The sequence below is a fragment of the Ruminococcus sp. RTP21204st1_B2_RTP21204_210225 genome, from assembly GCF_040914135.1.
Taxonomy (GTDB): domain Bacteria; phylum Bacillota; class Clostridia; order Oscillospirales; family Ruminococcaceae; genus Hominimerdicola; species Hominimerdicola aceti.
In genome coordinates this window covers 1-24489 of the sequence record NZ_JBCPGA010000001.1, presented here as the reverse complement: position 1 = coordinate 24489, position 24489 = coordinate 1, and the positions used below count along the sequence as shown (strand labels likewise).

The 24489-nt window shown below is 42.9% G+C and carries 22 protein-coding genes; 13 read left to right on the top strand and 9 right to left on the bottom strand.

Annotated features, from left to right (window positions below; genetic code table 11):
• The first annotated feature begins 37 nt into the window (after positions 1-37).
• Complete coding sequence (locus AB5123_RS00110) at positions 38-286, top strand: hypothetical protein (RefSeq protein WP_022288495.1); 249 nt, start codon at positions 38-40, stop codon at positions 284-286.
• 101 nt (positions 287-387) lie between these two features.
• Here AB5123_RS00110 and AB5123_RS00105 read toward each other — a convergent pair whose 3' ends face one another.
• Genes AB5123_RS00105 through AB5123_RS00095 form a run of 3 tightly spaced genes read right to left on the bottom strand, consistent with a single transcriptional unit; the run spans position 388 to position 4516 of the window.
• Positions 388-2289: an ABC transporter ATP-binding protein gene (locus AB5123_RS00105; protein ID WP_278945997.1), complete on the bottom strand. Its 1902-nt coding sequence runs from the start codon at positions 2287-2289 to the stop codon at positions 388-390.
• A gap of 12 nt (positions 2290-2301) precedes the next feature.
• Positions 2302-4059, bottom strand: a complete 1758-nt coding sequence (locus tag AB5123_RS00100) for an ABC transporter ATP-binding protein (protein WP_195249237.1) — start codon at positions 4057-4059, stop codon at positions 2302-2304.
• Between the two features lie 25 nt (positions 4060-4084).
• Positions 4085-4516, bottom strand: coding sequence for a MarR family winged helix-turn-helix transcriptional regulator (locus tag AB5123_RS00095; RefSeq protein ID WP_022288492.1), 432 nt, complete (start codon positions 4514-4516; stop codon positions 4085-4087).
• A gap of 199 nt (positions 4517-4715) precedes the next feature.
• Between AB5123_RS00095 and AB5123_RS00090 the strand changes: the two genes are divergently transcribed.
• Positions 4716-5588, top strand: coding sequence for a LysR family transcriptional regulator (locus AB5123_RS00090; RefSeq protein WP_329963335.1), 873 nt, complete (start codon positions 4716-4718; stop codon positions 5586-5588).
• Positions 5589-5754: 166 nt separating this feature from the next.
• Here AB5123_RS00090 and AB5123_RS00085 read toward each other — a convergent pair whose 3' ends face one another.
• Positions 5755-6489 (bottom strand): D-alanyl-D-alanine carboxypeptidase family protein, encoded by a 735-nt coding sequence (locus AB5123_RS00085; RefSeq protein ID WP_256320349.1) that lies wholly within the window; start codon positions 6487-6489, stop codon positions 5755-5757.
• A gap of 247 nt (positions 6490-6736) precedes the next feature.
• Between AB5123_RS00085 and AB5123_RS00080 the strand changes: the two genes are divergently transcribed.
• The 8 genes from AB5123_RS00080 (at position 6737) to AB5123_RS00045 (ending at position 13389) form a co-directional block, all read left to right on the top strand.
• Positions 6737-7459, top strand: a complete 723-nt coding sequence (locus AB5123_RS00080; RefSeq protein ID WP_117957675.1) for a carboxymuconolactone decarboxylase family protein — start codon at positions 6737-6739, stop codon at positions 7457-7459.
• Between the two features lie 15 nt (positions 7460-7474).
• On the top strand, positions 7475-7840 hold the full coding sequence (locus AB5123_RS00075; protein ID WP_117891291.1) for a MerR family transcriptional regulator: 366 nt from the start codon (positions 7475-7477) through the stop codon (positions 7838-7840).
• Between the two features lie 463 nt (positions 7841-8303).
• The gene (locus AB5123_RS00070; RefSeq protein WP_022288487.1) at positions 8304-9140 is read left to right on the top strand and encodes a glycosyltransferase; all 837 of its coding nucleotides are present in this window, start codon (positions 8304-8306) and stop codon (positions 9138-9140) included.
• The gene (locus tag AB5123_RS00065; RefSeq protein ID WP_117923369.1) at positions 9140-10264 is read left to right on the top strand and encodes a CDP-glycerol glycerophosphotransferase family protein; all 1125 of its coding nucleotides are present in this window, start codon (positions 9140-9142) and stop codon (positions 10262-10264) included. The genes AB5123_RS00070 and AB5123_RS00065 overlap by 1 nt, the downstream gene beginning before the upstream one ends.
• Before the next feature lie 5 nt (positions 10265-10269).
• Positions 10270-11124 carry an ABC transporter permease gene (locus AB5123_RS00060; RefSeq protein WP_147338411.1) on the top strand — a complete coding sequence of 285 codons (855 nt, stop codon included), beginning with the start codon at positions 10270-10272 and terminating at the stop codon, positions 11122-11124.
• 27 nt (positions 11125-11151) lie between these two features.
• Positions 11152-11886 (top strand): ABC transporter ATP-binding protein, encoded by a 735-nt coding sequence (locus tag AB5123_RS00055; RefSeq protein ID WP_038670818.1) that lies wholly within the window; start codon positions 11152-11154, stop codon positions 11884-11886.
• 177 nt (positions 11887-12063) lie between these two features.
• The gene (prmA, locus tag AB5123_RS00050; protein ID WP_022288483.1) at positions 12064-13029 is read left to right on the top strand and encodes a 50S ribosomal protein L11 methyltransferase; all 966 of its coding nucleotides are present in this window, start codon (positions 12064-12066) and stop codon (positions 13027-13029) included.
• A 21-nt stretch (positions 13030-13050) separates the two neighbouring features.
• Positions 13051-13389 (top strand): hypothetical protein, encoded by a 339-nt coding sequence (locus AB5123_RS00045; RefSeq protein ID WP_022288482.1) that lies wholly within the window; start codon positions 13051-13053, stop codon positions 13387-13389.
• Positions 13390-13473: 84 nt separating this feature from the next.
• Here AB5123_RS00045 and spoIVA read toward each other — a convergent pair whose 3' ends face one another.
• Positions 13474-14949: a stage IV sporulation protein A gene (spoIVA, locus tag AB5123_RS00040; protein ID WP_022288481.1), complete on the bottom strand. Its 1476-nt coding sequence runs from the start codon at positions 14947-14949 to the stop codon at positions 13474-13476.
• Between the two features lie 12 nt (positions 14950-14961).
• Positions 14962-16521, bottom strand: coding sequence for an SPOCS domain-containing protein (locus AB5123_RS00035; RefSeq protein ID WP_337812327.1), 1560 nt, complete (start codon positions 16519-16521; stop codon positions 14962-14964).
• A 226-nt stretch (positions 16522-16747) separates the two neighbouring features.
• Between AB5123_RS00035 and AB5123_RS00030 the strand changes: the two genes are divergently transcribed.
• Positions 16748-17536 (top strand): ZIP family metal transporter, encoded by a 789-nt coding sequence (locus tag AB5123_RS00030; RefSeq protein WP_337812326.1) that lies wholly within the window; start codon positions 16748-16750, stop codon positions 17534-17536.
• A gap of 243 nt (positions 17537-17779) precedes the next feature.
• Complete coding sequence (locus AB5123_RS00025) at positions 17780-20353, top strand: right-handed parallel beta-helix repeat-containing protein (RefSeq protein ID WP_368364430.1); 2574 nt, start codon at positions 17780-17782, stop codon at positions 20351-20353.
• A gap of 391 nt (positions 20354-20744) precedes the next feature.
• Here the strand turns inward: AB5123_RS00025 and AB5123_RS00020 are convergent, their stop codons facing one another.
• On the bottom strand, positions 20745-21146 hold the full coding sequence (locus AB5123_RS00020; RefSeq protein ID WP_325207005.1) for a hypothetical protein: 402 nt from the start codon (positions 21144-21146) through the stop codon (positions 20745-20747).
• Positions 21147-21215: 69 nt separating this feature from the next.
• The gene (locus AB5123_RS00015; protein ID WP_337812323.1) at positions 21216-22433 is read right to left on the bottom strand and encodes a hypothetical protein; all 1218 of its coding nucleotides are present in this window, start codon (positions 22431-22433) and stop codon (positions 21216-21218) included.
• A 151-nt stretch (positions 22434-22584) separates the two neighbouring features.
• Between AB5123_RS00015 and AB5123_RS00010 the strand changes: the two genes are divergently transcribed.
• Complete coding sequence (locus tag AB5123_RS00010; protein ID WP_278945989.1) at positions 22585-23028, top strand: hypothetical protein; 444 nt, start codon at positions 22585-22587, stop codon at positions 23026-23028.
• Positions 23029-23077: 49 nt separating this feature from the next.
• On the opposite strand, the gene AB5123_RS00005 is transcribed toward AB5123_RS00010, so the two are convergent.
• Entirely contained in the window at positions 23078-24151 is a 1074-nt protein-coding gene (locus AB5123_RS00005; RefSeq protein ID WP_117923365.1) for a GGDEF domain-containing protein, read from the bottom strand.
• Positions 24152-24489: the final 338 nt, after the last annotated feature.

The following is a 24489-nucleotide window of genomic DNA, read 5'->3' as shown; positions in this document are numbered from 1 at the left end:
TGGTATAATTCAAGATATGACAAGGAAGGTGAATATAATGACCAATGTTGTAAAGGGCGATCAGGTAAAGGATTCATACGGCAAGATCTATGATGTTATCGAAGTTCATGAGCATAATGTTATGGTGCTTGAGCCGGGTAAACCATACTGGGAGCGTATCTGCATGGGACGTTTTGATTTCGACTCATATTTCAGAAGAGCAGATGAGCCTATGACAGATGATATGCCTCGTCCAATGGGCATCGATGAAGAAGATTTCGATGAGGACGAAGAGGAAGAAGAATAAGATTTATTGCGGTTGGCTTTTGTCAGCCGCATTTTTATTGCACAAAAACGCCACGGAGATATTCTCTCCGTGGCGTTTTTCCTTGGGCGGAATAGCCCATTTTATGCTGTTTCTTCTGCGAAGTTTCCTGTGTAGAGCTGATAATACTTGCCCTTTTTGGCAATAAGCTCGTCATGTGTGCCACGCTCGATTATCCTGCCCTGCTCAAGTACCATTATGCAGTCTGAGTTTCTGACAGTTGAAAGTCTGTGGGCGATAACAAATGTTGTTCTGCCCTGCATGAGAGCGTCCATACCAGCCTGAACAAGACTCTCTGTTCTTGTGTCGATAGAGGAGGTAGCCTCGTCAAGGATAAGAACAGGAGGATCGCCGACTGCCGCTCTTGCAATGGCAATGAGCTGACGCTGACCCTGTGAAAGGTTCGAGCCGTCGCCTGTGAGAACAGTGTTGTAGCCGTCAGGAAGTCTTTCTATAAAGCCGTTTGCGTTTGCAAGTCTTGCGGCTGCCATACATTCCTCGTCGGTGGCGTCAAGGTTTCCGTAGCGGATATTTTCCATTACTGTGCCTGTGAAAAGGTGTGTGTCCTGCAAAACTATGCCGAGAGTTTTTCTCAGAGCAGGCTTCTTTATCTTTGTAATGTTTATTCCGTCATAGCGTATCTTGCCGTCCTGAATGTCATAAAAGCGGTTGATAAGATTTGTGATAGTTGTCTTTCCTGCGCCTGTTGAGCCAACAAAAGCTATCTTCTGACCAGGCTTTGCAAAAAGCTTTACGTCATGAAGAACGATCTTGCTGTCATCATATCCGAAGTCAACACCGTCAAATACGACCTCGCCCTCCATTTTCTTGTAGTCAACAGTGCCGTCAGCCTGATGACGATGCTTCCAAGCCCATATGCCTGTACGCTCTTTGCACTCTTCAAGCTCACCGTTCAGGTTATATTTTGCATTTACGAATTCAACATAGCCCTCGTCTGTTTCAGGCTTCTGGTCGAGGAGGTCAAACACTCTGCCTGCGCCTGCGGTAGCCTGAACAACGAATGTCATTTGCTGGCTTATCTGTGTGATAGGCTGTGTGAAGTTCTTGTTAAGGGATACAAATGTTACGATAGTGCCGAGGGTAAGACCTGCATAGCCGTTTATGGCAAGGATAGCTCCCACAATGGCACAAAGCACATAGCTGAGGTTTCCGATATTTGCGTTTATCGGCATCATGATGTTAGCGTACTTGTTAGCTTCGTTTGCACTGACTCTCAGCTTGTCATTTATCTTTACAAAGTCTTCTATTGCCTTATCCTCGTGACAGAACACTTTTACTACTTTCTGTCCGTCAAGCATTTCTTCTATAAAGCCGTCAACTGCGCCAAGGTCATGCTGCTGAGCCGCAAAGTGCGCTCCTGACTTTGAAGCGAGATCGTTAGTCACCTTTACCATTACAAATGCCATTGCAATAGAGAGTATGGTAAGAGGAATGTTGAGGATTATCATGGAAACGAGGGTGGATATAAGTGTTGCAAGAGAGTTTATAAGCTGAGGTATGCTCTGGCTGATAAACTGTCTGAGAGTATCAACGTCGTTTGTGTATACTGACATGATGTCGCCATGCGGGTGTGTGTCAAAATATTTGATAGGAAGTGTTTCCATGTTGAGAAACAGATCATCTCTTATGTTTCTCAGCGTACCCTGACCGATGTTTACCATTATCCTGTTGTATGCGTATGAAGCCGCAATGCCCACAACGTATACTACTGCAAGACCGCCGAGAGCCTTTGCAAGGGGTGAAAAATCATGGCTGGAGGTCTTTAGCATCGGTGTGATGTAGTCATCAACAAGTGACTGCATGAACATCATTCCCGCAAGTGTGGTGACAGCCTGAATAAGTATGCACGCCACTACTATTATAAATGAGAACTTATAGTTTTTGAGCATATATTTCATTACTCTGCCGAGGACTTTCATCTGGTCGCCTGACATTTTAGGCTTGCCGCCCATTTCTTTATTCATTGGCTTAGGCATTTAAGCTTCCTCCTTTCCTGCTGACTGAACGTCGAAATCTCCGCCGCCCTTTACCTGAGATTCATATATCTCACGGTATATCTCGTTTGTTTCAACAAGCTTTTCGTGTGTGTCAAAGCCGTTTACTCTGCCACCGTCAAGAACTATTATCCTGTCGGCGTCCTGGACGCTTGAAATTCTCTGTGCGATAATGAATTTTGTTGTGCCTGGGATAGACTTTGCGAATGCCGCTCTTATCTTTGCGTCTGTTGCAGTGTCTACTGCGCTTGTGGAGTCGTCAAGGATAAGAACCTTTGGCTTTTTCAGAAGCGCTCTTGCGATACAAAGTCGCTGCTTCTGTCCGCCTGATACGTTTGTGCCGCCCTGCTCGATATAAGTTTCATACTTTTCAGGGAAGCGTTCAATGAACTCGTCAGCGCAGGCAGCTTCACAGGCTTCGATACACGCGGCGTCTGTGGCGTTTTCGTTGCCCCAGCGTAGGTTGTCAAGGATAGTGCCTGAGAAAAGCACGTTCTTCTGCAATACTACAGAGACCTGATCTCTCAGATATTCCATATCGTAATCTCTTACGTCCTTGCCGCCAACGCATACAGAGCCTTCGTCAACGTCATAAAGACGGCTGATAAGATTTACAAGGCTTGTTTTTCCACAGCCTGTTGAGCCTATGATGCCGATAGTTTCGCCTGACTTTATGTGCAGGTCGATATTGTTAAGCACCATTTTGCCGCTTCCGTGCTTGTATGAAAAGCTTACATTGTTGAAGTCAACAGAGCCGTCTTTCATATCCTTTGCTGGGTTCTCACCGTTGTGAAGATCAGGTGTTTCCTTGAGTATCTCTGAGATACGTCTGATACTTGCTGTACTCATTGATATCATAACGAATATCATAGATAGCATCATAAGTGACATCATGGCGGAGATAACATATGTGAAAACAGATGAAAGCTCGCCTGTTGTCATAGTGCCTGCAACAACATTCTTTGCGCCAAGCCAGCTTATGAGCATTATGCAGGAGTAGATAACGAACATCATAACAGGGTTGTTCAGTGCGATAAGGCTTTCAGCCTTTACGAACATCTTGTAGAGGTTGCCTGAGGCTTTCTTGAACTTCTTCTGCTCGAAGTCCTCTCTTACATATGCCTTTACAACTCTGATAGCTGATACGTTTTCCTGTATGCTTGCGTTGAGGTCGTCATACTTTTTGAAAGCTTCTGTGAAAACTTTCATCGTCTTTTTAACGATGATTCCAAGAACTATGCCAAGAAGAACGATAGCTGCAAGGAATATAGTGCTCATTGAGCCGCTTACTGCAAAGCACATTGCCATTGAGCAGATGAGCATCAGCGGTGCTCTCACTGCGATACGGATTATCATTTGGTATGCGTTCTGAACGTTTGTAACGTCAGTTGTCATTCTTGTTACAAGACCTGCGGTGCTGAACTTGTCGATGTTTGAGAACGAATAAGTCTGCACCTTGCGGTAGATAGCTTCACGAAGATTGCAGGCAAAGCCTGATGAAGCCGAAGCCGCATATTTTCCTGCAAGAAAGCCCGAAAGCAGGCTGACCATTGCCGCCGCTACCATTACGCCGCCGAAAATATAAACGTTTGTCATGTTGCCCTTTTCAATGCCGTCGTCGATTATTTTCGCCATTATAAAAGGCAGAAGCATTTCCATAAAGACCTCAAGTGCGGTAAAGACAGGGGTCAGAATGGAGTCCTTCTTGTACTGTTTGATCTGTGCTAGTATTTCTTTCAAGCCAGATCCCTCCTCTCGCTTATTTTTATATTGTATTGTCTATCATTTTTTTCTGGAGCCGTTCCATTTCGTCAAGCTCCTGATCTGTGAAATTACGGAAAGCCATTGTTTCTATCTTTTTAAGACAGTCGCAAATGTCCTGCTGGAGGGTATAGGCTTTCTCGGTTGCTATTATCTTCTTGTGACGTTCGTCATCGTCACTGCCCTCATAGGAGAGATATCCTCCTGCACGGAGCTTTTTTATAAGCCCTGATACCGTCGCACGGGAAATATTCAGATCGTGGTGTATCGCCGTTGAGAAAACAGGCTCGCCGTTGTGTTCCATTATGTACATAAGCACATGGCTCTGAGCGGCGGTTATACCCTTGCCTGCGAGCATGGTGTTTATCTCACATTCTATTTTCAGATGAATGTATTTGGAATACCGCAGAATGTTCTTTTTTCTGTTATCTGCCAAATTGTTCGCCTCCTTACATTTTTGCACCTAACATTTTGCTTTAATTAATAATATCACACTTTTACTTGAAAGTGAAATACAAATATGTTATAATGAATAAAAGAATTTTATAGATTGCTATCAAATTTAATTTTTATTAAGAATTGTTTACCAAACGAAACAATTTGCGGAAATAAACAAACATAAAGGGGCGGTTTTTGTGAATACTGTACAATTGGAGTGCTTTTTGGCTGTGGCGCAGTATCTTAACTTTTCCAAGGCGGCGGAATCTGTGAGCATCACTCAGCCTGCGGTGAGCCACCAGATAGGTTCTTTGGAGGACGAGCTAGGGGTGAAGCTTTTCGTGCGAACGAGCAAGAGCGTTTCGCTCACAAGAGAGGGTATAATGTTTATTTCAGACGCAGAGCAGATACTTAAAATAGCAGGCTCAGCAAAATTCAGGCTGTCAGAAAAGCTTGAGGACGAACCTGTAAGGATAAGCATAGGCTGTCACAATCAGGCGGAGCTGAACGTTTTGACTCCTGCCCTAAGAGAAATGTCCAGGCTTTATGATGATCTTTTGCCGTATATAGATCTTACTCCGTTCAAGTCTATAGACAATCAGCTCAAAGATCAGAAGATACAGCTTCTTCTGTCATTTAAAAGTCCTCATAAACAGCCTTTTGACTATGTGGAGCTTTGCCGCTGTCAGTTTATGTGCCTTTGCCAGAAAGATCACCCTCTTGCAAAGGCGGATAGCCTTGATGTGGACGATATCTCAGGCAGACCTATTTTTATAGAGCGCCACACCTGTCCTGACGAGATATTTGCCTTGCAGCACAGGATACTTGCGAACGGCAAGGTGGATAAGATAATATTCTGTGGAGATTATGAAAGCGCAGTTGCAATGGCGGAAGCGGGGCTGGGGTTTATGATTTTCCCCGCCATAGGGGACGCTTACAAAGGTCCGCTAAAAGCGATACCGATAGAAGGCGTGAAAGAGATATCTTTCGGTGTCTATTATCTCAGGTCGCAGCTTGAACAGCAGGCAAAGGATATGCTTAGGATACTCAAAAATCAGTTTGCAAAATAAAAGCACTGTATCGGTGGGTGATACAGTGCTGTGAATGTTGCAAAGAAAATAATTAGTGGGCGACCTCAGGTCGCCCATACATAAAATCGCATATCAATAAGTGGTAGGGGCGAACAGCGTTCGCCCGCAGTATTACATATCAAACAATGGGTACATAATTTCATTTTTATGACACATTCTGTAAATATTCTTCAAGGCAGAGGTCATTTTCATACATTTCCTTTGCCGCCTTTTCGCCAACATATCTGTAGTGCCATTCTTCTGGGATAATGCCGGTAATATCCTGCTTTTCGGCTGTGTAACGCTCTATAAAGCCATATTTATAGCTGTTTTTGGCGAGCCAATCCCATACTTTCTGATTTGTAACTCTGCTGTCACCGCTTGCGATATCGACGCACAGACCAAGCTCGTGTTCGCTTGTGCCGGGCATCGCCACCCATTCTTCCGCATAGGCTTTCGCCTTTTTGTCGCTGTAGCCTATTTTCTGATAGTGTTCATATTTGCTCTTAAGTATGTCCTGCTGATCCTCTGCGGTGCGGAACGATGATGTGATAGTTGGATATATCCCCTGCGAGCGTGCGTCATCAAACATTTTCTGAAGCTGTGGGTAAATGCGGCAGTCCACTGCCTGACCATTGTCAAGGGCGGTGAGTATCACTGAGCAATTCTCGCATATAGGCGTGTCATTGTTCACCAATGTGAGCTGCCAGTCCTGCCGGGCATTATACTCCGCAAGCTGAGATGATGTCACGCTGTCGTCATAGGTGTATTCCACTGCGGCAGGGGTGAACTGCTTCTTGGGCTTCATATCAGGAATGTAATATCTGTATATAAGCAATGCCACAACCAAAATAATGATTGCAGTGGCGATTACGATATGCTTTTTGTTTTTCTTTGTCATAATGACCGCTCCTTTGCTTTTGATGTATCAATGATACCATATTAAAGAAGCTTTCGCACGAGTATTAGCTTAACTGTTTCATAAGATTTTCTTAAGGTGTCGGACTATCGTTAAGCTATTGTCGGTGATAACAAATTTTGCATGACGATTTGTGCATATCGACGATTTTATAGAAAAGGTCTTGACTTGGAGCTAACTCCAGGTGGTAAAATGTAATCAATAAATAAAACTCCAGGAGGTAATTACCATGGCAGTAAAACAGACAGCAGGCAGAAATAGTCTTGGCGACCTTGCTCCTAAATTCGCAGAGCTTAATGATGACGTTCTTTTCGGAGAGGTATGGTCAAGAGAGGACAAGCTCTCACTGAGAGACCGTTGTATCGTTACGGTAACAGCTCTTATGGCAAAGGGCATTACAGACAATTCTATCAAATATCATATCGAGAACGCTAAAAATCACGGAGTAACAAAGACAGAAATGGTGGAGATCATCACTCACGCTGCATTTTATGTTGGCTGGCCTAACGCTTGGGCTGTCTTTCCAATGGTAAGGGAAGTGTATGCTGAGGAAAAGAACGGCTGCTCAGATTCGCTTTTTGGTCTTGGCGAGCCAAATGTGAACTTTGCTCAGTATTTTATCGGTAACAGCTATCTTAAACAGCTGAATGTCAAGGGCGTAGGCGTTTTCAACGTTACCTTTGAGCCAAAGTGCAGAAATAACTGGCATATCCACCACAAGGGCGGACAGATACTTCTTTGTACAGATGGCGAGGGCTGGTATCAGGAATGGGGTCAGCCTGCAAGAAAGCTGCACCCTGGTGATGTTGTTTACATTGCTCCGGAGATAAAGCATTGGCACGGTGCAACAAAGGACGAGTGGTTCACGCACGTTGCTCTTGAGATACCTGCCGAGGGCGCATCGAACGAGTGGTGCGAGCCTGTTTCAGACGAGCAGTATAATGCACTTTAATAGAGAGGTAAAGCTATGACTATTTCTGAAGTTAGTGAGAAATACGGGCTTACACCCGATACACTGAGATACTATGAGCGTATAGGACTTATCCCTCCTGTGCCGAGAACGAAAAGTGGTCTTAGGGACTATGATGAAAGCTCATGCAATTGGATAGAGTTCATAAAGTGCATGAGAGGTGCAGGTCTGCAAATAGAAGCCCTTATCGAGTATGTTGCTTTGTATCAGCAGGGCGACAGCACTATCGAGGCAAGAAAAAATCTGCTTATCGAGCAGAGAAAAGACCTTCTTGAAAAACAGCAGGAGATAGCTGCGACTATCGACAGACTCAACTATAAGATAGACAATTACGAAAAGATATGCGCTAAGGTCATAAAGTGACGGATAAAGTCTTGATACAAAGGACGGCAGTAAAATGCCGCCTTTTTTGTGTAAAAGTTGGGACTGCGCATTTGCGTTGTTTGCTCATTTTGGGTGTAAAAGTTGGGAATATTTGAGAGAAATGTATAAAGCTATATTGACAATAGCATTTCTCGTTATGACCTATGAAATATCCATAGTATTTATTGCGATCGTTAAGGCTATAACTTATTTTTGATAAAATGCCTCTTTTCAAATTACTATTAAGTGTGCTATAATCGATCATAGTGCAATACGCTCCTTCTTTCATTTTTTTATTTGCCTTTTGTTGCTTAAATGCGCTATTTTTTTCAACATTTTATTGTTGATTTTGGGAAAAGTTAAGCCCCGCCTGCGTTGACAAACAGCGGTTTTAATGGTATAATGGAATAGCTTACAGATTTGTGGGGATAATTTTGACAGAATGAAAAAAGGACGGTGCGCTATGGTAGTGAAAAATGTGGAGTTGCCTGAATACAGCGTGCTTATGTCTGTTTATGCAGGAGAGAAGCCTGAACATCTCAGGGCAAGTATCGAGAGTATGCTGTCACAGACCTATGTGACGAACGATTTTGTGCTTGTGTGCGATGGAAAGCTCACAAAAGAGCTTGACGAGGTAGTAGACTACTATGAGGAGAATTACGAGTGCTTTCACCCCATAAGGCTCAAGGAGAATGTTGGCACAGGAAGATGCGCTAACAGAGGTATAGACGCCTGCAAAAATGAGTATATAGTCAAAATGGACTCTGACGATATCGCTAAGCCTGACCGCTGTGAAAGGTCGCTTTATGCTTTGGCGAAGCACCCTGAGATAGATATGCTTGGGGCTTATATAGACGAGTTCGACAGTCAGACGGGCGAAGTGATAGCCACAAAGAAAACGCCATTGACCAATAAAGAAATACACAAATATGCAAGGCGGAGAAATCCGTTCAATAATCAGACCCTTGTTTATAAGAAATCCCGTGCTTTGAGCGTGGGAGGTTACAGCAATATAAAACGCTGTGAGGACTATGAGTTCGTGGTGAAAATGCTTGCGGACGGCGCAAGGGGAATAAATCTTGACAAAACGCTTGTGATGTACAGAGTTACGGCGAACAATTATGAGAGAAGAAGAAACTGGGCGAACACAAAGTCCTTTGTGAATGTCAGGTGGAAGATATTCCGTATGGGATATTCAAATCTGTGGGACTTTATTGTTCCATGCACTTTTCAGTTTTTCATTTTCATAATGCCGAAATCGCTGACAGGCAAGATATATAAGAGGTTTCTTAGGGGATAATGGAGAGCCGCAAACGTATAATAAGACAGCACATAAAATCAGCACTGCAAAAAACGCTTTTGCCGCTGTGCTATAAGCTGTCAAAGAAAAAGGATATAGACAAAAAGCTCGTTATCCTTGCAGACCTTAACAGCGTTTCTACTCCAGAGAGCATGGAGCTTATAAAAGCGGAGCTTCAAAGCCGTGGCTATAAGGTCAGGGAGATGTACTGCGACCTTTCAAGCTGTGGAATGGTCTCGGGGCTTAAATATATGATGAGCTTTATGAAAGCTTATGCAAATGCAAGGGCTGTGTTCATATGCAACTATTTTGTGCCTGTGACTTCCTGCAAAAAGCGTGAGGAAACGACAGTGGTTCAGCTTTGGCATTCCTGCGGAGCATTGAAAAAGTTCGGCTATGACAGCGAGGAGGATATATCTTCCCATTTCAAAGGCTCTGTTACAAGAAATTTTGACCTTATCACTGTGAGCAGTAAAGAGTGCGTAAAGGCTTTTGTGTCTGCGTTCAGGCTGAAAGAAGATATCGTAAAGCCCCTTGGCGTCAGCCGTACGGACGTGTTCTTTGATGAAAGCTACAACGAGCAGTGCAGACGTGAGTTCTTTGAGAGATATCCCGACTATAAGGGCAAGAAGATAGTGCTTTATGCGCCGACGTTCAGGGGGAATGCTTTGGATTGTCATTGCGTGGGCGAGGAGTATGCCGCAGAGCTTGAAAAAAAGCTTGGCGAGGCTTGGAAAGTCATTATAAAAATGCACCCCAGACTTCACAGCGGACTGACTAACTGCGATATTGCTACAAACAGGCTCATGCCTGTGGCAGACGTGCTTGTGACGGACTATTCGTCGCTTGTGTTCGAGTATGCACTGTATAAAAAGCCGTGGGTGATATTTGCCCCTGATATTGAGAGCTACAGCAAGGGCAGGAGCTTTTATCTTGATTATAAAATAGATATGCCTGCGCCTTTGGTGACGGAGGGAGAGAAGCTTGCACAGGCTGTGCTTGACAGTGAAAAGAGCTTTGACCGTGAGGGAGTTGAGCGTTTCACGGAAAAATATATGTCTGCCTGCGACGGCAGGTCAACGGAAAGAATAATCGACAGCGCTTTGGACAAAGAGCGTTTTTGACGGAGATGATAAAAATAGAAGGAAAAAAGTTTGATTGGTTCGGGCTTACCCAGATATTGAAAGAGCATAAGGGAAAGCTCAGACAGATAAGAATGTTGTCGGTGAACGAACTGAAAAAGAAGTATAAGGGCGCAGCGTTAGGTCCGATTTGGGCACTTATCAAGCCGACCTTTACCCTGTTTATACTGTGGTTTGCCTTTGAAATAGGTCTAAAAAGAAACGGTGGAGTGCATTTCATTAACGGAAAGTATACTCAGTTCGTTTTCATGCTCACCGGCTATGTGCCGTGGTTTTATATTTCAGAATGTATCGTTGGAGGATCGAGGTCAATAAGAAGCAACAAGCAGTTTGTAACAAAGCTGTCCTTCCCTGTTTCAAATATCATGACCTTTACCTCACTTTCGGGACTTTATATCCACATTTTGCTGTGTGCTATAATGTATGTGGTGTTGCTGTGTCTGGGCTTTGGACCGAGTATTTACAATCTTCAGTTTATCTATTATGCGCTGATGATGTATTTTTTCTTCCTTGTGCTTTCGTGGATGACTGCTCCTCTCAGTGCATTCAGCAAGGATTTTGAAAATCTTATAAATTCTGTTATAACAGGACTTTTCTGGCTTTCAGGTATATTCTGGAACACATATGATATCTCACCTTTGTGGCTGAGAAAGCTCATGTATTTCAACCCTATAAACTATTTTGTAAACGGCTATAGAAAGAGCTTTCTTACAGACACGTTTATTTTTGATTCTAACTATACCACCGAAACTATAGTGTTCTATGCGGAGTTTATCTTTATGATATTCCTCGGAGCACACACCTATAAGAAGTTCAGGAAGATACTTCCTGACGTTCTGTAACAAAGGCTGAAAGGAACTGACTTTTAAATGGAAAATCAAGCGACTGAGCCAATTATCGAATTTTTGGACGTAAAAAAAGAATACTTTTTATATAAAAACGAAAAGGCACGCTTTAAGGCTATTTTCACAAAAAACAGGGGAGTAAAGAAACACCCTGCCCTTAAAGGCGTGAGCTTCAAGATATACCCAGGCGAGTCTGTGGGAATTATCGGAAAGAACGGTGCAGGAAAATCGACCATTCTGAAAATGATAACAGGCGTAAGCTTTCCAAACAGCGGCACTATCACTGTAAGAGGAAAGGTTGCCGCATTGCTTGAGCTTACAGCAGGCTTTTCACTGGATATGACGGGTATGGAAAATATCTATCTAAAGGGCTATCTACTCGGTCTTAATGACGATCAGATAAAGGAGATAGAGCAGGATATAATTGATTTTGCAGATCTTGGAGAGTATATCGACCAACCTGTAAGAACATATTCAAGCGGAATGAAAATGCGTCTTGGCTTTGCTATCAATATAAATATCAAGCCTGATATCCTCGTTGTTGACGAGGCACTGAGCGTTGGCGATGCAGACTTTCAGAAGAAGTGCCGTGACAAGATAAATGATGTTATCGCCACTGGTGTAACGGTACTGTTCGTTTCCCACTCACGCAAGGCTATCGAGGAAACTTGTACAAGGGCGATATTCCTAAAAGACGGCAAGGTGCAGGTGGACGGCACTGTTGAGGAAGCCTTTGACGCTTACGATAAGAAAAAATGATCATGAAAGCTTTTCGTTTTTTGACGGGAAGCTTTTTGTTTACACTTGTTATAGTTGATGTTTGATAAGTATATACAATTATCAATATTTAATTTTGTATAATAAATCATAGTCAAAAAGCTTTACAAAATCGCAAAAATGTGTTATAATAAGATATTATCGAAAGGAATTGATATTATGAACTGGGTTGAAATGGATATATATACCACAACAGAAGGCATCGAAGCCGTAACGGGAAGTCTGCTTGGAATGGGTATAAACGGCTTTGTTATCAAGGACGCAAAGGATTTTCAGGACTTTCTTGATGATAAGGACGGCAACTGGGATTATATAGATGATGACCTTATGGGTCTAAAAAACTGTGAAACTACAGTGACAGTTTATCTCCCTGAGAACGCTCAGGGTCTTGAAAATCTTGAAGCTATGAAGCTGGAGCTTAAAGCGCTCAAAAAGCGTGACGTGAACAATGAGTTCGGCAGACTTGAATATGAGCTTAAAAACGTTAAGGAAGAGGACTGGGCGAATAACTGGAAACAGTATTTCAAGCCCCTTTGCGTTGGCGAAAAGCTTCTTATAAAGCCGTCTTGGGAAAAGGTCGCTGAGGGTGAAAAGAGAAAGATACTGGAAATAGACCCTGCCTCATCTTTCGGCACAGGTCAGCATAACACAACCCAGCTTTGTCTGGAGCTTGTGGAGAAAAATCTCCATGAGGGCGACAGGATACTTGACCTTGGGTGCGGAAGCGGAATACTTTCTATCGGCGCATTGCTCCTTGGTGCTGAAAGTGCAACAGCGGTGGACGTTGACGAAAATTCTGTTAAGATAGCAAAGGAAAATGCAGAGAAAAACCATATAAGCGCAGAAAAGTATACAGCTTACTGCGGAAATATCATAGACGATAAGGCTCTGGTGGAGCAGATAGGTACAGGCTATGACCTGCTTTGTGCAAATATCGTGGCAGATGTTCTTATAGGCATGAGCGGGATTTTCGGCGGATTTATCAAAGACGGCGGAACGCTCATAGTTTCAGGTATAATCGACCAGAGAAAAGATGAGGTGCTTGACAGGCTTAAAGCAGAGGGCTTTGAGCTTATTGAGATAAGAGAAAAAGAAGACTGGGTGGCTGCGTCATTCAGGAAATAAGAGATGAAAGGACGGATCAAAATGCAGTTATTGTTTTTGGTTATCAAGAGAATCGAGTTAGTAGACGAAATCATGCGTTCGCTGGCACAGGCAGGCATAAGAGGAGGAACGGTCATTGACAGCGTGGGAATGGCGAAATCTATTTCTACAATGGATAATCTGCCTATGATCGGCGTTCTGAGATCTATTCTCAGCGGCGAGGACGCTGCACAAAAGGGCAAGACAATTTTCGTTGCCGTTGCAGACGATCAGGTAGATGTTGCAAGAAAGGCGATAACTGATGTTACCGGCGACCTTTCACAGCCTAACGCAGGTGTGCTTTTCGGTGTGCCGATCAGCTTTGCAGAGGGCGTAAACTAACACTTTATACAAGATAAAAAGCGTTGCACTTTTTTCAGTGTAACGCTTTTTTTGTGGATCAGTTTATTTTCATTTATGAAACTCTTAGAGAATAAAACAGATAAGTCCCGAACAGCCCTCGTTTATCATGCGCTCGATAGTTTCCTTTATCTTCATGCGTGCGTCCTCAGGAAGCTTTGAAAGCTTTGTGTGCAGACCCTCGCTCACAAGCTCGTGGAGTGACTTGCCGAAAATGTTTGACTCCCATATCTTTTCAGGTGATTCCTCAAAATCGTTGAGCATATAAAGCACAAGCTCCTCAGATTGCTTTTCTGAACCGACGATAGGTGCGACCTCGGTGTTGATAGTGGTTTTCAGAAGATGGATAGCTGGTGCGGCGGCTTTGAGCCTTACGCCGTATTTTCCACCCTGCTTTATTATCTCAGGCTCATCAAGGGTCAGCTCGTTCATTTCAGGCATAACGATGCCGTAGCCTGTTTTCTCCATTTCATCAAGGGCAGAGCTGAATTTCGAGAAACGTTCTTTTATCTTCACAAGCTCCAAAATTCTCGGCATAAGGTCGTTTTCGTCCTTTATCTCAAGCCCTGTGGCTTCGCCTATTATCCTGAAAAACAGCGCAGGGTCAAGCTCCACCTTTATGACTGCCGAGCCTTTTCCAAGGTCTATCTCAGCCACCGAACCAGATGATACCTGCTCACAGCAGCATATCTTTTCGGCACAGTCTGAAATGTCACGAAGATTTGTCACAGCCGAAGCCGCTTCCTTGATATGTCCGAAAACCGCTTCTTTCAGCCAGTGACCCTTGTCAAGAGAGTTTATCCATGAGGGCATTGAAATGTTTATCTCTTTCACAGGGAAAGAGTATAGCAGAAGCGTAAGTATCTCTTTTATCTCTTTTTCCGAAAGCTCCAAACAGTTTATAGGCATAACTGTAGTGCCATATTTGTCGGAAAGCTGTTCGCAAAGGTCTTTTGTCTGCTGAGAGTAAGGCTCAGTGGTGTTCATAAGCACCACAAACGGCTTGCCTATCTGCTTCAGCTCGTCGATTATACGCTCCTCACATTCCTCGTATTCTTCACGTGGAAGGTCGGTGATACTGCCGTCTGTTGTCACCACAAGACCTATGGTGGAATGTTCTGTTATGACCTTTTGCGTTCCCACCTCAGCCGCCATGTTGAATGGTACTTCCGTGTCAAACCACGGTGTGACCACCATTCTCGGGGCTTCATTCTCTATGTAGCCTATGGCGCTTGGGATTATGTAGCCCACACAGTCTATCATTCGCACGTTGAAGCTTGCTCCGCCCTCTAGGGTGATGTTCACAGCTTCCTCAGGAATGAACTTAGGCTCAGTGGTCATGATAGTCTTGCCTGCGGAGGACTGGGGCAGTTCGTCAATGGCACGCTCCTTGCGGTAGTCGCTTTCAATGTTCGGTATAACGAACTGCTCCATGAACTGCTTTATAAAGGTGGATTTTCCTGTGCGGACAGGACCTACCACGCCTATATAGATATCGCCTCCAGTCCGTGTGGCAATGTCGGTGTAAATATCGTTTTTCATGTGTCTGTCCTCCTAGTTCATTAATGGGATAAGCAACATTCCCTGTTTTGATATTTTATCGTCGGTAAGCTCGTTTTCTTCAAGTATGGCTGTTATGGAAGTTGAATACTTTTTCGCTATCTCCCAGATATCGTCGCTCTCATTGCAGTAGCATATTTTCAGAGCGTATTTGTCATTTTTCTCTTTCGGCTTATCTGTGAGTACCCTAAGCTCTGATATCATAGTCCCTGTCTGTTGAATAGTCATTTCGCCGCCTATCTTGATATCGGCTTTAAGCTCCGCTGTTGTTTCGTCTGCAAGATAGTATGTGCAGTTTTCTATGCACAGGTCAGGGGATATGGATATCTCACCATTGACATTCTCCGGAAGGGGTATCTCATGCTCAAAAGGCGAATCGTTTTCAAGATAAAGGGGAGTGCCGTCCTCGTTCCTGCCGATAATACAGAACGTCACGCTTCCTGAAATGATAAAGGCTTTCTTTTCCTCGTCAAGCCTTGATGTCACATTGGAAAGGGTCGCCCAACTGTCGTGAACACAGCGTATCTCGCCCTCCTGGCAGGAAAGCTTTGCAGTAACACTGTGGCTGTCAGATAACTTTATGTTTTCGCTGTCAAGCTTGCTTTCACACCTTTCAGCCTCGCACTCAAAGCAGGTGGAATATGCGTCTGTGACGATCTCACAGGTGGAAAGCTTTTTGGCAACGCAGTTCACAAGAAGCACAAGCTCACATTCAAGTGTGCCGGAATCGTCAGACTTTGGTATGATATCACACCCCGCAGGGGTTATCCTCACATCTGCGGTGAAAGTATCGTCAATGCCGTCTATGTCGATTATCTGTGAAAACGGCAGAGTAAACCGCATTGTTTCAGCGGTTTCTTCTCCGTCGGTAGTTACGCAGGAGTAAAGCATCATTATCTCAGCGTCGCCCTTTGTCACAAGCTTGCCTGCTATCATTTTGTGTTCCTGTGGGATAATGCGGCAATCTGTCCGCAGGATAGTGCCAACAGGGGCTTTTGCCGCAGAAAGCTGCAATTCCTCTATTAGTGTGATACGCTTTGCAGCGGTAAGACGTTTTGCAGGGTATGTAACAGCAACTTTTTTAAGCTGAATGCCGCAGCCGAATGCGTCTGTGACTATAGGCACAGTTACTTCGCCCGTCACATTTGCGTGGATAGTCACAGCACCCCTGATATCAAGTCTGCGCTGATTTACCACACGGCAGTTGACGTAATCGCATTTTGGCGTGAGCCATATCATAGGGTCGCCGCAATCCCCTTGCAGGTCGAAAGACTTTGTGTAGTTCATTTTCTGCTCGATGCAGTTTATCCGCTTGTCGTTCTGGCTGATGTAAAGCACTCTTATGAGCACTGCCATGTCAAAGCTGAGCTTTCCGCCGTTTATGGAATGGCTCTGTACAGTTGGCATGATAACGCATTTTAGTACCCTGAAAATATCGGGATAATAGTCGGGCAGCAGAAAATCCTTTTCCACAGCCTGCTCGCAGGAGGCGTCAAGGATAGTCCGTGTCATTGACAGCATCTCTCTGTTAAGCTTAAGATCCATAGTGTTCATCTTGTCTGTTTCCTCCTAAAAATAAACTGATCATACGATCGTAAAGGGCTTGTAATGCCCTGCTGAGAACATTATATTCACTTGGGACGGGTCATATTCTGAAAATCTCAGACAAATTTAATGTATTTTGTCGTCAGAGGCTTTTTCACACAGCGTAAAGGCTTTTCATAGACTAAGATATGTCATTGTATCTGACATAATACTGTCTGAAAGGAAACATAATAGTATGAATGGTCTACTTTGGGCTGCGGCAGGCACGGGCTTTACATTCTTTATGACGACGTTAGGTGCGGCTGTGGTCTTTTTCATGAGAAAAGAGGGGCAAAGCGAAAAGGTGCAGAAAGCCTTTTTAGGCTTTGCCGCAGGCGTTATGATAGCCGCAAGCGTGTGGAGCTTGCTTATCCCTGCCATAAACGAGGCGGAAGCCCTCGGCAGGATAGGCTGGATACCTGCCGCAGGCGGCTTTGCGCTAGGCGTGCTGTTTCTTATGGGGCTTGACAAGGCAATGCCTTATTTTCTACCTGAGCCTGAAAGGGAAGAGGGCGTCCGCAGGGGACTAAAGCGTTCGGGAATGCTTATTTTCGCTATCACACTGCACAATATCCCGGAGGGCATGGCAGTAGGTCTTGCCTTTGCACTGGCGGCACATAATGACAGCTCGGTACTGCTGGCTTCTGCTATCGCACTTGCTATAGGCATGGGAATACAGAACTTTCCGGAGGGTGCGGCTATCGCACTGCCGCTGAGGCAATCGGGCATGAGCAGGGCGAAAGCATTCGGTCTTGGCACTCTCTCAGGAATTGTTGAGCCTGTTTTCGGACTTCTCACCGTTCTTGCCGCAGGTGCTATCCAACCGCTTCTTCCGTGGCTTCTTGCCTTTGCCGCAGGAGCAATGCTCTATGTGGTGGTGGAGGAGCTTATCCCCGAAGCACATCTGGGGGAAGGTCACATGGGAACAGTTGGCGTAATGCTAGGCTTCTTGCTTATGATGATACTTGATGTGGCGCTAGGATAAAAAGGCATATGTGTTAAAAAACTGCAGTGGAATTTTTCACCGCAGTTTTTTTGTTGTGATAACGCACAAGTATCATGTGTTGACTTTGTGAGTTATTGCTTTCGTCTTTTTGACGTTTTTCGGTTGACAAACGGGGCTTGATTTGGTATAATTGAATATGTGTAAAATATGTTCTGCTAAAAAGATAAAAAGAACAAAAAGAGAGCAGCGATAACCCTAAGACAACGAAAGGACAGATGAGAATTGACAAAGATAACTCGCACCTTTATTGCCTCTGCAGCGGCGTGTTTACTCGCCATTATGCTTATGACAGTAAGGTGCTTTGCTTATGATTATTCCACTATCACCGGCACAAAAGCCAGTGGAGCGGAAATAAGCGGATATTCGGGAGCGCTTGAAGTGAATGTTGTTGACTTCGGCGCAGACAAAAAGGGAAAGAAAGACTCCTCAAAGGCGATACAGAAAGCCCTTGACTATGCCATTGACAACGGCTCCAACTCTGTGCAGATAAAGGTCGTTGTGCCGAAAGGAAAATACAGGATAGACAAGCTTTTGGAGATATATTCAAACACTTGGCTGTATCTTGAGGACGGAGCGACTATCGTCAGAAATTTTGACAAGGGCTGTATGATAAAGAACGCTCAGGCAAACGGTGCAGGCGGATATGGCAGCGAGAGAAATATCGTTATCGAGGGAGGCTGTTGGGACGGCAACCCTTCGCCTACTTCAAGACCATTTTCTAATATGAGATTTGGTCACATGAAAAACCTTTGGATAAAGAACGTTGAGATAAAAAACAATTACAATGGTCATCATGTTGAGATAGGCGGTGTAAAGGGCATCACTATCGAGGATTGCGATTTTCATGGTTATACGGGAACATTTCAGAAAGAGGCTATACAGCTGGATACCATAAGTAACAGTGATGTTTTCCCGGCGTATGAGCCTTTTGATGATACCCCTTGCGACAATGCTGTAATAAAGAACAACAAATTCCATGACCTTATAAGAGGTCTTGGCTCACATTCAGCTTGTCTTGGTGTATATTATACTAATACACTTATATCAGGCAACTCATTTTATAATATGAGCGGAACAGCTATCGTACTTATTAATCATAAAAAATGTATAATCGAAAACAATACTATGAAAAACGTTGGCTGTGCCATAGATTTCAAGTACATGACCGATTATGAAAATGCAAATTTCCATGTGCCTAATTCAGGATATGCAGGTATAAAGGATCGTCTTGACGATAATGCCAATACCATAATAAGAAACAACGACATAACCGTTGTGGGTACATATTATTATCCCCAGCCGTATGCTATCCAGATATTCGGCAAGAAGCTTGAAAAGTCATACTCACACCCTGATTACAATTACACTGTAAAGGGCGTGAAGATAGTAGACAACACTATAAAAACAGCTGGTTCGGCAGTAAGGCTCACGGACGTTTCGGGAATTTTCATAGGTTCTAACGATATAAGCTATGACTATGACAGATATAATTATTCCATGGATCTTATATGGCTCAGCGAATCGTCACAGGTGACTGTGACCAAAAATAAGCTTACAGGCACAAAGCAGAACAGCGTTTATATAAGCGGTGGTTCAGGCAATGAGGTAAGCTCAAATACCATTAAAAAGCCAGGCGTGTCGGGAGTTTATGTTTCAGGCGGTTCTGATAAAAATACCATATCAGGCAATACTATAACCTCCGCAGGCTCCAACGGCATAAAGATAACCAAAGAAGCTAAGGCAGATGTGAGAAAAAACACTGTTAAGAAGTCTAAAAATCACGGACTTATATTCACCGCCGGAAGCGGTAAGGCTTCTGACAATATCCTTGAAGAAAACGGTCTTAGCGGTCTTATGGCTGACAACAGCGCTTCTGTGGAATTTTTCAACAACACCTGTAATAAAAATAAAGGCTACGGAATAAAAGCTAATAAGAAATCTCAGGTTAAAATAAGCGGAAACAGCTTTGCTGACAACAGCAAGGGCGATGTTTACGTCACAGGCAGTGCGGCAGTGCTTCTGAACGCACCTGATAACGTAAAGTCGCAGGATATCTGCTCTGATAAGCTCACTTTAACATGGGACGAGGTGTCGCAGGCTGACGGCTATTATGTTTACAGAAAGACCGACGCTGAGGACGCAGAGTTTGAGCAGATAGCAACTGTAACAGACGGCACTTCATTTACAGACTATGGACTTGTTCCAAAAACAAGATATGTTTATAAAGTGAAAGCTTTTCTTGACACTGTTGACAGTGTCCAAGAGGGAAGCGACAGTGCGGATATGAGCATAAAAACAAAGCTCACTATTGTGGGCTGTACTACAAATATGCGTGGCTCTATGTCATACACTGGCAAGGAGAGAACACAGATATTTGACGTTTTTGTAGACGGAGAAACGCTTATTCCTGACGTTGATTACAGAACAGTTTACTCTGACAACGTGAACATTGGAACTGCAAAGGTGACGGTTATAGGCATTGGTCAGTATTGCGACTCGGCTGATTTTCAGTTTGACATAACACTAAAGTCTGACAATGTGATGGTCATAAAGCCACAGGAGCTTAACCGCAAGTCTATCGTTACGGGCAAGCCTACAATGAAATCCCAGGGCTATGAGGTAGCAGAAGCGGTCAAGGATAAGCTTGACCACACCTCTTACAGCGAGCCTGCCACAGTGGTGAACTACAATTCACCTTCACAGGTCATTGCAAAGGCGAGAGCCGATATGCTGGATCTTAGAGTGCGCTCATATCGTGAACTTACAGGGGAAACTATTTACGGCGCTTGGCTGTAAAATATAAAAATTGGCATAATAAAACACGGCTGATACTTTTTTCAGCCGTGTTTTTTATATGTTTTTATTTTGTTATCTTTAGAAGATCAACATAATACGCCTCATCAGATAGTCCTTGCATATGAATTGTTATCGCCCTTGCTTTATCTTCTGCCGCATATACAATGTTTCGTGAAGATAAAAACATAGAAACAATCAATGTAAATATAACAGCTACTATGCTATTTTTTTCACTACAATTCCTCCTAGTTATGATATGTATAAAATATTGCTGAACCCAGACACCTACATTAATTAAAATTATTCGCAAAAAATGAGCAGAAAAAATATAATAACTCTGTAAATATTGAGGATGCTCTATACCACCTAACTTAGATTGAACTATTTAGACTTATTGCTGTCGATTAGTCAGTATATTATATATACCAATTAGAATTGAACAAAGTAATGCTATCCCATTAAGACTATAACTTAGAATCATACCGAAGCCGCTTCCTGCATTAGGTGTTCCATAATCACCATTGAAAGCCATAAATATATGAATAAAAAAATCAGTATCGTAAAATATATAACCGATTATAACAGAAAAACAAATGGTCAATATAACACCCAAACAATATATTTTTATATTATGGCTGCTTAACTTAACAAAAAAAGCCAACTGTACCGCTGTATAAATAATAAAAAAAATAAATATAGAAATAACAGAAGCTATCCCTGCTCCTAAATATGCAGTTAAATTAAACAAAAGAGCATATATGAAACTCATCAATACATATTTAACATATTTCATTATAATAATCATATCCCCTTTTGATGAAATCTAAGTCATCCTGTTTTGTATGTTTTTATTTTGTTATCTTTACTGCGGAGTCTGCTGAACGTCCTGCATTTGCGGAGCAAAATTTGCAAGGGAATAAAGCCTGTTCATGAAATCGCCGTCAACAAAGAGGTTTTTCACAAGCACCTTTGTGTCAGGATTTTTGTTCTTAGGGTTGATCGTCTGCTGATAAACTGTGAGATAATTCTCATTGCCTGACTTGCTCACATAGCAATCTATCACCATATATGTAGGCAGGAATTGAGTAACAGCCGTCTGATAATCAAAAAGCGTGTAAGGGCTTTGCTCCATTGAAACCTTAAATGACTTTATGTCCTCAGGCACCATGAATTTGTATGCACCCTTGAGGTTTTTGTATTCTGCCCAATCGTCCTCAGACTCTATGAAAGGCTCTTTTGACTTGATTCTCACACCGCCCACAAGGAAAGCCAGCAGAAGGATAAATTCACTGCCCCATACTATCCACAAGATCGTGCCGTTTACAAGCGAGCCGTTATCTCTTGATGAATGTGATGACTTGTAAGACCAGCGACCCTCCTTGTTGATAGACTTTATATCATTCCAAAGGTCGGAAGGGTGTGCGATTATGTCAAAAAGTCCTGTTTTATCATAATCTCTGTAATCATAAGTGTAGTCGTAAGCGTTCATGGTGTATGACTTTTCAAGGCTTTTCTGTGCGGATTTTTTATCCTTGCCGAGAAGCTTGTCAAGCTCGAAAAACTGCCATACAGACTTTTTCTGCATGGTGGCAATGTCCTTGTCTGTGAAATCGCCTGTTGAATCGTTGCTGAAAAGATCATATGCCTTGGTCTGGTGATAAAAGTCATAATAATCACCGAAACCGTCTGTGTTTTCATCAAAAAGCATATTCAGCTCGTCATAATAATCATAGGCTGTGTATTCTTCCATAAGCTCATAGCCATATTTTTTCAGATCGTTGTAATCATACAGCGCCCATTTAAAATATGAGGCTAATAAAAAGCCCACCACTGCACAGGCAACTGCCACAACTGTGTTTCGCATTTTGAATGCTCTGACTATCTTTCCTCCCACAAAGCCAAGTGCGCATGACACCGCTATCGCAGCGATAACATTGAGATAGATGATAGTGCACCAGCCCTTAAAAAGCAGATAGAGCCAGAAAAGCAGTCCGCCGCATACTGCCGTTGCAAGCACCATGAGCACTGCTCCAACTGGGCTGAATTTGCCCGACTCTTTGTAATGTTTGTGTTCTCCCATTTAAAATACCCCCTTATATACTTCAGGCATAAGCCATGAAGAAATTATATCACAAATTTAAAGATTTTTCAATAGTTTTGCTGAATTTATGCAGGCATAAAGAGAAATTTTTGTGGAAAACTATTTGCAATTATGAAAGGAGCGAACTTAGATGATAGAAAAGGATACAATAAAGCTTCTCAGGGAGTGCGATGCAGGAATAAAAATGGGCGTGCAGTCTATTGAGGATTCGCTGAAATACACTTCAAACGGAGAGCTAAAGCGAACGTTAGAGAAAAATCTTGCAGGGCACGTGGAGATACAAGAGAAGCTTCAGGGACTTTTAAATTCATATCATGACAGCGGAAAAGAACCGCCTGCTGTGGCAAAGGGCATGGCATGGCTTAAAACCAACTTCAAGCTTGCGGCAGAGAGCAGTGACGACGCTGTGGCAGATTTTATAACAGACGGCTGTAATATGGGCGTGAAGTCCCTGTCTGGATATCTCAACAATTATAAGGCGGCAGACGAGAAGTCCAAGAACATTGCCAAGGAGCTTATATGTCTTGAGGAACGCCTTTCTGTAGACATGAGAGGATATCTCTCTGCAAAATAGGCATGAAAATGGCAGCCGTGGAGTTTTTTTCTACACGGCTGCCTTGATTTTATTTAGATACAACGCAGTTTTTGCCCTGATTTTTGCCCTTGTATAGCAGCTTATCCACTTTTGAGATACCCTCGTCATAGTTTTCGTTTGGAGTCACTGAGTAAACTCCAAAAGTCATGGATATATTGAAACTTCGAGAATTTTCCTTAAATGTACACTCATGTATTTTCTGGCAAATGCTCTTTGCTATCTTCTCGCAGCTTTCTGTGTCTGTATTTGGAACAACGAATAGTATTTCCTCACCGCCCCAACGGCACACATAGCCCTCGCTAGGCACGTTTCCAGCTATAACATCTGATACCGCTCTAAGTACCTTGTCACCGACTTCGTGACCATATGTATCATTAACGTGCTTGAAATCATCAATATCGCCCAAACACATAGAATATACGCTGTTTGTCCTGCGGCTGTTGCTTTCTATCTTTTTGATAAAATCCATCATGGCACGGCGGTTGAAAAGCTGGGTGAGTGGGTCGATAGTAGCGAGCTTTTGAAGCTTTTCGTTCTGTGCTTTTGCTTCACGCTTGTTATGCTCATTTGTGAAAATGTATATGGAAGATACATAGATAATTATAATAAAGCTGCATAAAGTATTGTAAATGTATAAGATATTCTCTCTGTTGGTATCAAAGCTGTAAGGTGCGACCCTGTTTGTGACTATGATACGCATGACTATGAACACTACAACATCAAAGGACGAAAGTATATATGGTATCGCTTTCCTGTTTTGTGAAATGAAAAATGGAATAGGTATTATACACAGCATTATCTGCGTAAATCCTGCTGACCAGCCTATGTAATAAGCACCCATGCAGGCGTGTACTATTATCTCGCCAAGCACAAGGTAAGTAAATGACATTTTGCCTATCTTCTTAAAATGAAGCAGGAAATACATCGCTGCATAGAATGCTACGCTGAAATAGTTGTAATATACCATTTGGTATACTCCGAACCGATAAAACAGCACAAGATATATTATATGACCTAACAGCAGTATGATATCACCATAGCGATATATTTCCTCGGCGGTGAACATTCCCGCAAAGAGGTTTATTTCTTTTTTTATTTTCATACATTTGTTTCTTTCTTTGATATTTGGTTTGATATTATAAACAAAATCACTTTACTTTAACAGATATATTATATACTATTTTAAACGTTTTTGCAAGACTAAATTTGTACAAATTATCATGATGAATTTTGTAGGTGCTAGTCTAAAAAGTGCGAAAAATGGCACTTTTTTGTTGCTTTTCATAAAGCGCGTAAATCATATTATATTGATATGAACAATATGAAAAAATATAGTGAAAAAAATATTGCCGGCAAGCCATGGTGTAGGTTTGTCAATCATATTGGACACTATTATTAAGAAATTCGATAGGCGAAAACCATTTGAGGGGACGCATAGGA

What these genes read in the sequence shown, in the direction of transcription:
- AB5123_RS00020 (WP_325207005.1), bottom strand. Translation starts at nt 21,146, where the DNA reads ATGAAATATGTTAAATATGTATTGATGAGTTTCATATATGCTCTTTTG.
- AB5123_RS00065 (WP_117923369.1), top strand. Translation starts at nt 9,140, where the DNA reads ATGGAGAGCCGCAAACGTATAATAAGACAGCACATAAAATCAGCACTG.
- AB5123_RS00045 (WP_022288482.1), top strand. Translation starts at nt 13,051, where the DNA reads ATGCAGTTATTGTTTTTGGTTATCAAGAGAATCGAGTTAGTAGACGAA.
- AB5123_RS00010 (WP_278945989.1), top strand. Translation starts at nt 22,585, where the DNA reads ATGATAGAAAAGGATACAATAAAGCTTCTCAGGGAGTGCGATGCAGGA.
- AB5123_RS00070 (WP_022288487.1), top strand. Translation starts at nt 8,304, where the DNA reads ATGGTAGTGAAAAATGTGGAGTTGCCTGAATACAGCGTGCTTATGTCT.
- prmA (WP_022288483.1), top strand. Translation starts at nt 12,064, where the DNA reads ATGAACTGGGTTGAAATGGATATATATACCACAACAGAAGGCATCGAA.
- AB5123_RS00060 (WP_147338411.1), top strand. Translation starts at nt 10,270, where the DNA reads ATGATAAAAATAGAAGGAAAAAAGTTTGATTGGTTCGGGCTTACCCAG.
- AB5123_RS00080 (WP_117957675.1), top strand. Translation starts at nt 6,737, where the DNA reads ATGGCAGTAAAACAGACAGCAGGCAGAAATAGTCTTGGCGACCTTGCT.
- AB5123_RS00035 (WP_337812327.1), bottom strand. Translation starts at nt 16,521, where the DNA reads ATGAACACTATGGATCTTAAGCTTAACAGAGAGATGCTGTCAATGACA.
- spoIVA (WP_022288481.1), bottom strand. Translation starts at nt 14,949, where the DNA reads ATGAAAAACGATATTTACACCGACATTGCCACACGGACTGGAGGCGAT.
- AB5123_RS00075 (WP_117891291.1), top strand. Translation starts at nt 7,475, where the DNA reads ATGACTATTTCTGAAGTTAGTGAGAAATACGGGCTTACACCCGATACA.
- AB5123_RS00105 (WP_278945997.1), bottom strand. Translation starts at nt 2,289, where the DNA reads ATGAATAAAGAAATGGGCGGCAAGCCTAAAATGTCAGGCGACCAGATG.
- AB5123_RS00110 (WP_022288495.1), top strand. Translation starts at nt 38, where the DNA reads ATGACCAATGTTGTAAAGGGCGATCAGGTAAAGGATTCATACGGCAAG.
- AB5123_RS00085 (WP_256320349.1), bottom strand. Translation starts at nt 6,489, where the DNA reads ATGACAAAGAAAAACAAAAAGCATATCGTAATCGCCACTGCAATCATT.
- AB5123_RS00030 (WP_337812326.1), top strand. Translation starts at nt 16,748, where the DNA reads ATGAATGGTCTACTTTGGGCTGCGGCAGGCACGGGCTTTACATTCTTT.
- AB5123_RS00015 (WP_337812323.1), bottom strand. Translation starts at nt 22,433, where the DNA reads ATGGGAGAACACAAACATTACAAAGAGTCGGGCAAATTCAGCCCAGTT.
- AB5123_RS00055 (WP_038670818.1), top strand. Translation starts at nt 11,152, where the DNA reads ATGGAAAATCAAGCGACTGAGCCAATTATCGAATTTTTGGACGTAAAA.
- AB5123_RS00005 (WP_117923365.1), bottom strand. Translation starts at nt 24,151, where the DNA reads ATGAAAATAAAAAAAGAAATAAACCTCTTTGCGGGAATGTTCACCGCC.